We start from the raw sequence: 9,034 nt of genomic DNA, 5'->3' as shown, positions 1-9,034 counted from the left end.
CATGATCGTGGTGTGCGCCAGCACCAGTCCCCGCTCGGCCATCATCTCGACCAGGTCCCGCAGGCTAAGCTTGTAGCGAAGGTACCAGCGCACGCACAGAACAATGATCTCGCGATCAAAATGCCGACCGTCGAATAACCCCTCCATACCCTTGCGCTTGCTCATTATCGGCTACCAGTCTGTCAGGCTCGCTACTTTAACCGAGTCCTCGAGACTATTTGCACCAGAACCATCCATTCAACCTTCGCTCGGATCGTAGGGCGACGCGCGGTTTTCAAGCTTCCATTTCTTCTCGGCGTCCGTATCGGGACGAGGTGGTCGCAGGCCGTCGATCAGCCACAGTTCTCGCGGCGTTTCGCCGACATGCAATTCGTAGTGGTAGCCTCGCTCCTGGACAAATGGCGCTATCGCGGCGTTCGCTTTGCGGAGCCAGGACTCCGTCCACGCGACGTCCTTGGAGATGTGCCGGGCGAACTGGTCCAATCGGATTCTCACAAAGTCGTCGCGTGGCTCGCCTCCCATGAAGAAGGAGTCTTTTGGCTGTTCATGAAACAGGACGCCTACGTAGAAGCGAGGAATGATGTAAACGTCGGCGATGCGCCGCGCCATCTCCTGCTTATCTTCTGCTGTGTAGGCGCCAACCGGGTGATAGATATTCCACAAAGGCATTTTTGTCTCCATGCATCAATAGATGCCGCGTTTCTTATGTCAGACCATCCAGGTCTCTTGCAAAACAGGATGAACCTGACACCAGTGAGGCGGCGGTATCGGTAGCCCAGGAATAGGCTGCCGGTCAAAACCAATGTTCCGCGCAACGCAGTGCTATTGGCGACGGGTAAGGCCGAGTAGGCTGCGAGCCTCGTCAGGCGTCGCCACGTCTGCGCCGATGCTTTTGATGATATTCACCGCGCGTTTGACCAGCGCTGCGTTGCCTGGCGCCAGTTCCCCTTTGGCAAGATAAAGATTGTCCTCGAGGCCTACGCGGACATGGCCGCCAAGAATCACGCTTTGCGCCACGATAGGAAATTGGGCGCGCGAGATGCCGAACGCCGACCAGCGCGCGTTCTCGGGTAGATACCGCTTCATCTCAAGAAGGCTCTCGGTGTCGGCGGATGCTCCCCAGGGCACACCAAGACACAACTGAAACAGCGGAGCCTGAAGAATCCCCTGCGTTTCGATCAGGTGCCGCGCCAGACGCACGTGCCCGAGATCGAATACCTCGATTTCCGGCTTCACCCCAGCTTCCTCGATCAAGGTTGCCATCTTGATCAGATGGTCAGGCACGTTGACGAATGCGCGGTTGCCGAAGTTCATGGTCGCCACGTCCAGGCTGCAGATGTCCGGCCTCAACTCGAGCACATGCCGGACGCGGGCCTCGGGCGTCATCATCGTACTCAGTTCACTTCCCCGGTTCGGGTCTTCGTCGCTGGGAACGAAACGCGCACCCGCGCCCGTCGTCAGATTGATCAATATCGGGCACCCACTATCGCGGATGCGCGAAACGACTTCGCTGTAAAGCGACAGTTCAGTGCTTGGCACGCCAGTCCTGGGGTCACGAACATGAATGTGGGCGATACTCGCACCGGCTTCACATGCCGCAATAGCCTCATTGGCGATCTGCTCGGGCGTAACAGGGACGGCAGGGCTTAGCCGCGGAGTGTCGTCGCTTCCAGTGAGTGCGCAACTGATGATCGTCTTGGTTACCATAGTGTTCGGTCAAAGCGAAATAAGAACGGGGCGCGACAAAAGATAATGAGCGGGCGGCGCGTCGGGGACTCTTCAGGCGGCCTGTGCGGGGCCGAACGGCGGCGCCCCAACGGGGGCAACCCTGATCAGCTTCTTGTTGACGAACTCGTCGAAGCCCAGCTGAGAAAGCTCTCGACCAAAACCTGAACGCTTGACACCACCGAACGGCAACTCTGCCGACGTGCCGAACGGCTGGTTGATGAACACCATGCCGCTGTCAATCTGCGCAGCGACTCGCTCGCCGCGTGCGGTATCCGCGGTGAACACCGACGCGCCGAGACCGTACGGCGTGCCATTGGCGAGTGCGATCGCCGCAGCTTCGTCCTCGACGACGTGGAACGCGGCGACCGGGCCGAACAGTTCTTCTGCGAAGACCGGATTTTGCGGCGTGATGCCTGTCAGAACAGTCGGTTGCAGGTAGAAGCCTAGGCGCTCGACGCGCTTGCCGCCACACACAATGCGCGCACCGTGCAAAGTCGCGCGATCGATCTGTTCCAGCAGTAGATTCAGCGCGCGCTCGGACGAAAGTGGAGCGACGGCCGTCGCCGGATCGGCCGGATCGCCGGTCTCGAGCGCTGCCATCCGCTGCGCGAAGCCTTCGAGGAACGCCTCGCCGCGTGCCTTGCCGACTACGATGATGCGCTTGGAACCGACGCAGCATTGACCCGCATTGAGCATGCGGCCCGCGACCGCGCTTTGGATCGCCCAATCGAGTGGCGCATCCTCCAGCACGATGAACGGATCGCTGCCGCCCAGTTCGAGCACGACCTTCTTCAGATTGCGGCCGGCACGCTCGGCGACGGCGGCGCCGGCGCGCTCGCTGCCGGTGAGCGTTACGCCCTGTACGCGCGGGTCGTCGATGACGCGGCCGGCCTGCTCGATAGAGATGAACAGATTCGTATATACGCCTTCGGGCGCGCCCGCTTCATCGAACAGTCGCGCGAAGGCCAGCGCCGATTGCGGCACGCTTTCGGCGTGCTTGAGCAGCAAAACGTTGCCCACCATCAGTTGTGGCCCGGCCACTCGCGCAATCTGGTAGTAGGGGAAATTCCACGGCTCGATGCCGAACAGCACGCCGATCGGCTCGACGTGCACGGCCGCGCCGGGCGCCTCCGCGAGCGGGCGCGGTTGCAGATACGCGTGCGCATGCTTTGCGTAGTACTCGAGAATGCTGGCCGACGATTCCACTTCCTTGCGCGCTTCACCGCTGCGCTTACCCATTTCCAGCGTCAGATAGCTCGCGTATTCGTCGGTCTTTTCCCGCAACAGCGCTGCGGCGCGCGACACAATGCGTGCCCGGTCGCTGACCGGACGGCGACGCCAGTCGGTTTCAAAGGCGCGATGCGCTACGGCGAGTTTCGCTTCGAGCAACTGATCGGATATGTCGTCGTAGGTGGCGAGCAGCTCGCCGGTAGCAGGATTGATGGTCAGGTACGGCATGAGTTCTCCATGAAAAATGGTGGCGTCGGGTCTCTTCAATTACCGACGGCGATCTCCGCGGTCGCCGGCACGGCGCTTAACAACATGCCGCTGGAAATCGCGTGCTGAATTTCGTCTTCAGACAGACCCACCTCGCGAAACACTTCGACGTTGTGCTCGCCGCGAAATGCGGGCGCGGGTCGCCGCCCGAGCGTCTCATCCGAAAAGTGCCACGGGTAACCGTGAAGCTTGTACGTGCCGCCGCGCCGGTCGGGCACTTCCTGAACCGCGCCCCATTGCTGCGCCCATTCGGTATTGGCCAGTTCTTCGAGTGTCCGGATCTGGCCAATCGCGATCTTCGCTTCATCCAGTTGGGCATCGAGCGACTTGAGATCCCGGAACGAGAACATCCATGTCTGAATGATCGAGTGCAGCGCGTCGTAGTTTTGCAGCCGCTGCTGTGCCGTGGCAAAGCGCGGGTCCTGAAGCAGGTCGGGACGGCGCATCGCACGCAGATAGTTCGGAAACGTCATGCTGCCGATAATGCTTTGCGCCGCCACGAACTCCTCTCCGCCCGGACCGACAAAATGCGATCCTTCGGCCGCACCTAATGCGCCTGGCTCCGCGCCTGTATCAACGCCCGCAATGTCGATATGCGCGCGCTCGTTGATAGACAGCAGCACCGCCGCCATCGCGACGTCGATGTGCTGCCCGCGGCCCGTGACTTCCCGTTTGCGCAGCGCCGCGAGTACGGCAATCGAGGCCTGCAATCCGGCGTACACGTCAGCGTGCGATAGCGCGTCGGTGCGTGTGCGGCCATCGAAATTGTTGAAGTGCGTCAGCGTGCGATGAGTGAAACCGGCTTCGGCCTGCACGGTCGGGGCATAGGCCATGCGTGATGCCCACGGGCCGCGTTGCCCATAACCGGTGATCGACACATAAATCAGTCGAGGATTGCGCCTGCTCAGCGACTCATAGTCCAGTCCAAACGTCTTGAGCGTGCCGGCGCGGAAATTTTCGACGACGATATCGGCGTCGTCGCATAAGCGCAGGGCCAGTTCGCGCGCGTTCGGCACATTGAGATCAATGCTGACGTTGCGTTTGCCGCTATTTTGCTGCGCGTAGTAGCCGGACATACCGTCCACGAAGGGAAATGCCACGCGCGTCACATCGGGGCGAGGCGGTTCGATCTTCACGACCTCCGCGCCGAGATCGGCAAGCGTACGCGCGCAGAGCGGACCGGCGAGCACGCGGGAGAAGTCAACGACTTTGATGCCTGAAAGTGGACCCGACATGATCAGTTCCCCTCGTAGACCGCGAGCCCAGGGCCGTTCCTGAAAAACGAGTCGAGGCCCCGCTGCAGGTCTGCCGATGCCCAAATGGGTTTCTGGACCTCGAACATGGCTTTGTCCGCAGCCTCGACGCCTTCGTTGAGCGCAATCGACACGAGTCGCTTCGTTGCGGCATGGGCGACGGTCGGCCCGTTTGCCAACTCTTCGGCTATCGAGAATGAGACTTCGTCGAGCTTGTCGTCGGGCACCACCAGGTTCACGAGCCCCCAGCGCTCGAGCGTAGCCGCGTCGTAGCGGCGCCCGAGCATCGCCAGTTCCTTCGCCCGGGCGGGACCGGCGCGCATGACCTGCCGCTGGATACCGCCAAGCAGCGGATGCAGCCCAAGTGCAACCTCCACTGAACCGATCTTCGCCGACTCTCCCACGACGCTGTAGTCGCACGCCAGCGCAACCTCGAAACCACCGCCCAGGCAAACGCCGTTGACTGCCACGACGATCGGGATGGGCAGCGTCTCGAAGGCGCGCAGCGTTTCGACCGGATCAATCAAGGCCTTACCCTCGTTCGTGATGCGATCGGGGAACAGATTGACTTCGGCACCCGCCGAGAAGTGACGCAGCGCACTGCGCAGCAGGATTGCCCGCGACCCGCGTTCCACTGCTTCAGCAAAGGCCGCAAGCAGTTCCCGATACATGGTGGGGCCCATAAGGTTGTGGGGGGCATGGTTCATCGTAAGGACAGTGACCTTCCCTCTAACCTCGACCACAAGAATCTCGTTGCTCATTTCGACTCCATTCGTGTTGCCATGTTTGCACCGATAACATAGATGTGGACAATGATAACATCGCGTGTCGCCGCGGGTATCCGGGTTTTCCCGCAAATCAGATGCGAATGAGCGGCCGGGCTACGCCATCGTCCGGTTTGGTAAAATCGATAGGAGAGTGCCCGCCTGATCCATCACGACAACTGGCGCCTGCCTCAGCTATCAAGACTTCCTCGCGAGGCCCATTGAATGTCTGCAGAAGCATCCCGTACCACTAGCAGTGCCTATCATCACGGCGATCTGCGCAACGCCCTGATTTCAGAAGGCCGATCGGAACTCGAAACGTTCGGACCCAATGAGTTAAGTCTTCGTCGCCTGGCGAAAGCGGTGGGCGTATCGTCGGCTGCATCGGCGCGTCACTTTTCCGACAAGTCTGAATTTCTCGCCGCCCTCGCCGCCGACGGGCTTCGGGAACTCGCCAGCATCCGTCAACAGATCGTCGGCGCGGGCGGCGATTCGCTCACCATTGCCTATCGGATGATGAATGCGTACGTGGAGTTCGCTGATGCGCACAAGGGTTTGTTCGCTCTGATGGCTGGCCCGCTCATCATCGATCGCGACGCCTACCCTGAACTATCGCAGGCGGGTAACGCGTCGTTTTCGTACTTCGCCGGGGCCGTCGCGGCGTATGCCGAGGAATGCGGGTGGAGTGCGGAATCGCTACCTTTTGTGACTCACGGCGCGTATGCGATGGAGCACGGGCTTGCGACGCTCATCCTCAGCGGTCGCGTGCCGAGGTCGGATATGCGTGTCGATGTTCGTCCGATGGTTCACTTCTCGATCACCATGTTCTTGCAGGCGATTGCAGCCGGGCCTGAATGCTTGAAGAAACTGCTCGAGGCGACTGCCCGGGCCTGAATGGTCATGACTGTTTGTATCGTTGCGCCCCGCTGAAGGAGAGAATTCTTGTCTTCAGCGGGGCGTCGCCTCGGCGGCTTCCGGGTACGTCTCAGTCGTCGACGCCAGCGACGACGCGCGCGTCCCTTTCGGCGCCATCCCCCAGTATGGCCAACACCTCCTGGTAAGCCTTGCTCTGATACGCGGCGAGAGCCTGCTCATAGCTCGGGAATTCAACGACAACGGTCCGCTGCTTCAAACCCGCTTCGAACGCAGCCACCTCGCCGCCTCGCACCAGAAACCTTCCGCCGGCCGCTTTCACCGCCGGCCCCGCAAGGGCGCCGTATGCCGCGAGCTTGCTTTCATCATGAATCGCTCGATACGCTGCTATCCAATATCCTTTTGCCATTTTGTTTCCTCAGTTGATAGACACTTCAAAATCGGTGAAGCGGCAGGTGTCAGCCAACCGCGTCGTGCATGAGCTTGCTCATCCGCTCATCAAGACTGACGCCCATCGTATCGACGGTTTGATTGCGGAACTGTCGAAGCAGTAAGGATGGCTGAACGTATTCGATGCTCGTGCCGCCTGACGCCGTCTGCTAAATGACCGCTCGCAGCGGCGCACGGACTTGCGCGCATTCACAAGACACACGGCACGGTCATACTCATCCACGTCTTCCCGCTCGCAGTGTTATCAATGATAACTTGCGCTCAAGCAACCGATACTCGCACTTTCCCTGGTCCCGCGTCTAATTCAATCGCGCAGCACGGCGCGGCGCTAAAACGTTGACTGGGTCCAATCACCCGGCCACGCAAGCCATCGACTCGACGGGGGCCGTGTGGCGTCGGGCGAATTCGACATAGGCTCGCATCAACTCTTCGCCAACAGCACATTCCAGTTCGCGGAGAAACAGGAGAGGGCGCGTGCTCGTTTGTGAACTAACGTCGGTGCTCAATGGTTCGAACTGATGCCGCCCCGAGGCGATTGACTTTTGAAGCCGATAACATGAGTGCGGCTTCTTGCTCGATACCCACGACCGCCTTTTGATACGCCGGCGCGACAACGTCAGCGGGAAGCATGCGCTTCAACGATTCTGGATCAATCCCGCGTTCAACCCGAACAGCCGCCACTGCGAAAGCGCGTACGTCTCGAACACGCCCTCAGCGTGGTACGGGTCCTCCAGTACCAGCGCCATCGCTTCGTCTTTCGACCGCGCCCGATAAATGAACAGCGCGCCGGAGTCGTCTGCAAAAGGCCCCGTCATGATCAACTTGCCGTTCGCCTCGATCGTCCGTTCGTACGACCGGTGCGCCGGCCTTATCTGCTCGACGTGCGAGCGGTCGGAAACGTATTTCGCGTAATTGACGTAGGTTTGCGTGGCGTGCGCGTCCGGCTCAACCGGCGTAGCGTCGGCTACACGTGGTTCTTTGCGCTGAACACGCCGATCCGCCGGGACCAGCGCGGCAGCGAGCAATGCGATGTTGCTGTTGAGCACGTTACACTCGGTCAGGCGATAGTCCGCAATCGCACCTTTCAGAGCGAACGGATCGCTTTGCGCTAGCGCCTCGGCTTCCTGCTTCGCCGCGACTTCATAAACGAGCAGGACGCCGCGGACCCGCCCGTCGTCGTCGAGCCACGGACCGCCTATTACTAGCCGGTCGTGCTCGCGAAGCGCGTCCGCATAAGCCTGATGCTCGGCGCGGGACGCATCCACCCTGGTCCGGTCCTGAACGTACGTCGCGAAGTTCACGATTTTCATTGAGCCTGGATTTCCTGAAAGGACTTGCGAAAGCGTGGGAAGCGCAGACGCCGACCCTTGAACGGCAGCGTCTTTGGAGGGCGAGGACGCTGCCATGACTGGAGCCATGTCGGCAAACGCGAGGCTTGCGACACCCGCGGCGGCGGCGTTGTCAAGTTGGCTGCTGCAAGCCAACTGTATAGCCAACTCGTAGTTATCCTTATCAGATAAACGTCTCGATTGCAGCAGAGACAGTCCAATCATGCCATGTGTCGAGGCGCTCTTTGAGTATGAGGCGATGACGCGCCGCGTTCATCTTATGTCTGGGCAGCGCGAAGTGCTGACGGATTGGGCCGAAGCATGAAAGAAATGCCTGTGTGCGACGAGCATTGCGAAAGCCGCACATCTGGCATTCGCGCCTGCGGGTCGGTTGGTGGCTGTTCTCGGCCCGATTGTTCACGCGTGCAGCCGCTTTGACGAAAATGTGTTTTACCTGAGCAAGCTCAGGTATCTCAGCCTTTGCTGCCGGATAACTGCGCAGTTGGTCGGTAACGATCTTCTTCGGCACAGGGTTTGAACGCAGCACTCGCCGAAAGAAACGCTTTGCCGCGGCCTTGTCGCGACGCTTTTGCACCAGCACGTCGAGCTCAACGCCATGCTCGTCGACCGCGCGCCACAACAAATACGGCTCGCCGCGCAGTGTCACGAACATTTCGTCTAAATGCCATGTGCTGCCGGCCTTGCGCCGCATCGCCTTGGCGCACCGAGCGAATCCAGCACCAAACTTATCGCACCAGCAACGGATCGTTTCGTACGTGACCACGACGCCACGCTCGAGCAACAACTCCTCAATGTCGCGCAGGCTCAAGCTGAACCGGAAGTACCAGCGAACGGCGCAGCTGATGACGACAGCAGGAAAGCGGTGGCCGTGATAAAGCGATTTCGTCTTTTTCATCGTTTCATTTTACCGCCGCATCTCCAGCAACCTGACAGTGCCGTTGCCGGCGCCCTTGATGAAGTCGCCCTCCCAATGGCCGGGCATCACCCGGTCGTCGACCTCAGGCGGGCGCGGCCGTTGTCAAAGTAGTTGTCACCTCGACGATTGGAATTCAGGCTGCTTTCAACTCCTGGTTGTAGGGTTGTGAGATGACGCTGTCCGGGTCAGCGCGATCGGGATTCA

At 60.3% G+C, this 9,034-nt stretch carries 9 protein-coding genes and 1 pseudogene; 1 reads left to right on the top strand and 9 read right to left on the bottom strand.

Features of this window, described 5'->3' with window-relative positions:
- The 6 genes and pseudogenes from HV744_RS35505 to HV744_RS35480 all read right to left on the bottom strand — a co-directional run.
- A pseudogene (locus tag HV744_RS35505) lies at positions 1–147 on the bottom strand (IS6 family transposase); the annotation flags it as partial.
- A gap of 90 nt (positions 148–237) precedes the next feature.
- The gene (locus tag HV744_RS35500; RefSeq protein ID WP_175153923.1) at positions 238–669 is read right to left on the bottom strand and encodes a tautomerase family protein; all 432 of its coding nucleotides are present in this window, start codon (positions 667–669) and stop codon (positions 238–240) included.
- 153 nt (positions 670–822) lie between these two features.
- Positions 823–1,707 (bottom strand): beta-keto acid cleavage family enzyme, encoded by an 885-nt coding sequence (locus HV744_RS35495; RefSeq protein ID WP_175153922.1) that lies wholly within the window; start codon positions 1,705–1,707, stop codon positions 823–825.
- A gap of 72 nt (positions 1,708–1,779) precedes the next feature.
- Complete coding sequence (locus HV744_RS35490) at positions 1,780–3,186, bottom strand: NAD-dependent succinate-semialdehyde dehydrogenase (RefSeq protein ID WP_175153921.1); 1,407 nt, start codon at positions 3,184–3,186, stop codon at positions 1,780–1,782.
- A gap of 35 nt (positions 3,187–3,221) precedes the next feature.
- Positions 3,222–4,460 (bottom strand): CaiB/BaiF CoA transferase family protein, encoded by a 1,239-nt coding sequence (locus HV744_RS35485; protein ID WP_175153920.1) that lies wholly within the window; start codon positions 4,458–4,460, stop codon positions 3,222–3,224.
- Positions 4,461–4,462: 2 nt separating this feature from the next.
- Complete coding sequence (locus HV744_RS35480) at positions 4,463–5,239, bottom strand: enoyl-CoA hydratase/isomerase family protein (RefSeq protein WP_175153919.1); 777 nt, start codon at positions 5,237–5,239, stop codon at positions 4,463–4,465.
- A 228-nt stretch (positions 5,240–5,467) separates the two neighbouring features.
- Here HV744_RS35480 and HV744_RS35475 point away from each other — a divergent pair, with 228 nt between their 5' ends.
- On the top strand, positions 5,468–6,136 hold the full coding sequence (locus tag HV744_RS35475; protein WP_175153918.1) for a TetR/AcrR family transcriptional regulator: 669 nt from the start codon (positions 5,468–5,470) through the stop codon (positions 6,134–6,136).
- Positions 6,137–6,227: 91 nt separating this feature from the next.
- Here the strand turns inward: HV744_RS35475 and HV744_RS35470 are convergent, their stop codons facing one another.
- From HV744_RS35470 to HV744_RS35460, 3 genes are all read right to left on the bottom strand, one after another.
- On the bottom strand, positions 6,228–6,524 hold the full coding sequence (locus tag HV744_RS35470; protein ID WP_175153917.1) for a DUF1330 domain-containing protein: 297 nt from the start codon (positions 6,522–6,524) through the stop codon (positions 6,228–6,230).
- 676 nt (positions 6,525–7,200) lie between these two features.
- Positions 7,201–7,875 (bottom strand): YciI family protein, encoded by a 675-nt coding sequence (locus HV744_RS35465; RefSeq protein WP_175153916.1) that lies wholly within the window; start codon positions 7,873–7,875, stop codon positions 7,201–7,203.
- Between the two features lie 202 nt (positions 7,876–8,077).
- A complete protein-coding gene (locus HV744_RS35460) occupies positions 8,078–8,809 on the bottom strand; it encodes an IS6 family transposase (RefSeq protein WP_175153915.1) in 732 nt (243 codons plus the stop codon).
- Between the last annotated feature and the right edge of the window lie 225 nt (positions 8,810–9,034).

This window comes from Paraburkholderia ultramafica (assembly GCF_902859915.1).
In the GTDB taxonomy this organism is placed as follows: Bacteria; Pseudomonadota; Gammaproteobacteria; order Burkholderiales; family Burkholderiaceae; genus Paraburkholderia; species Paraburkholderia ultramafica.
This window is presented reverse-complemented; position numbering and strand designations above follow the sequence as displayed.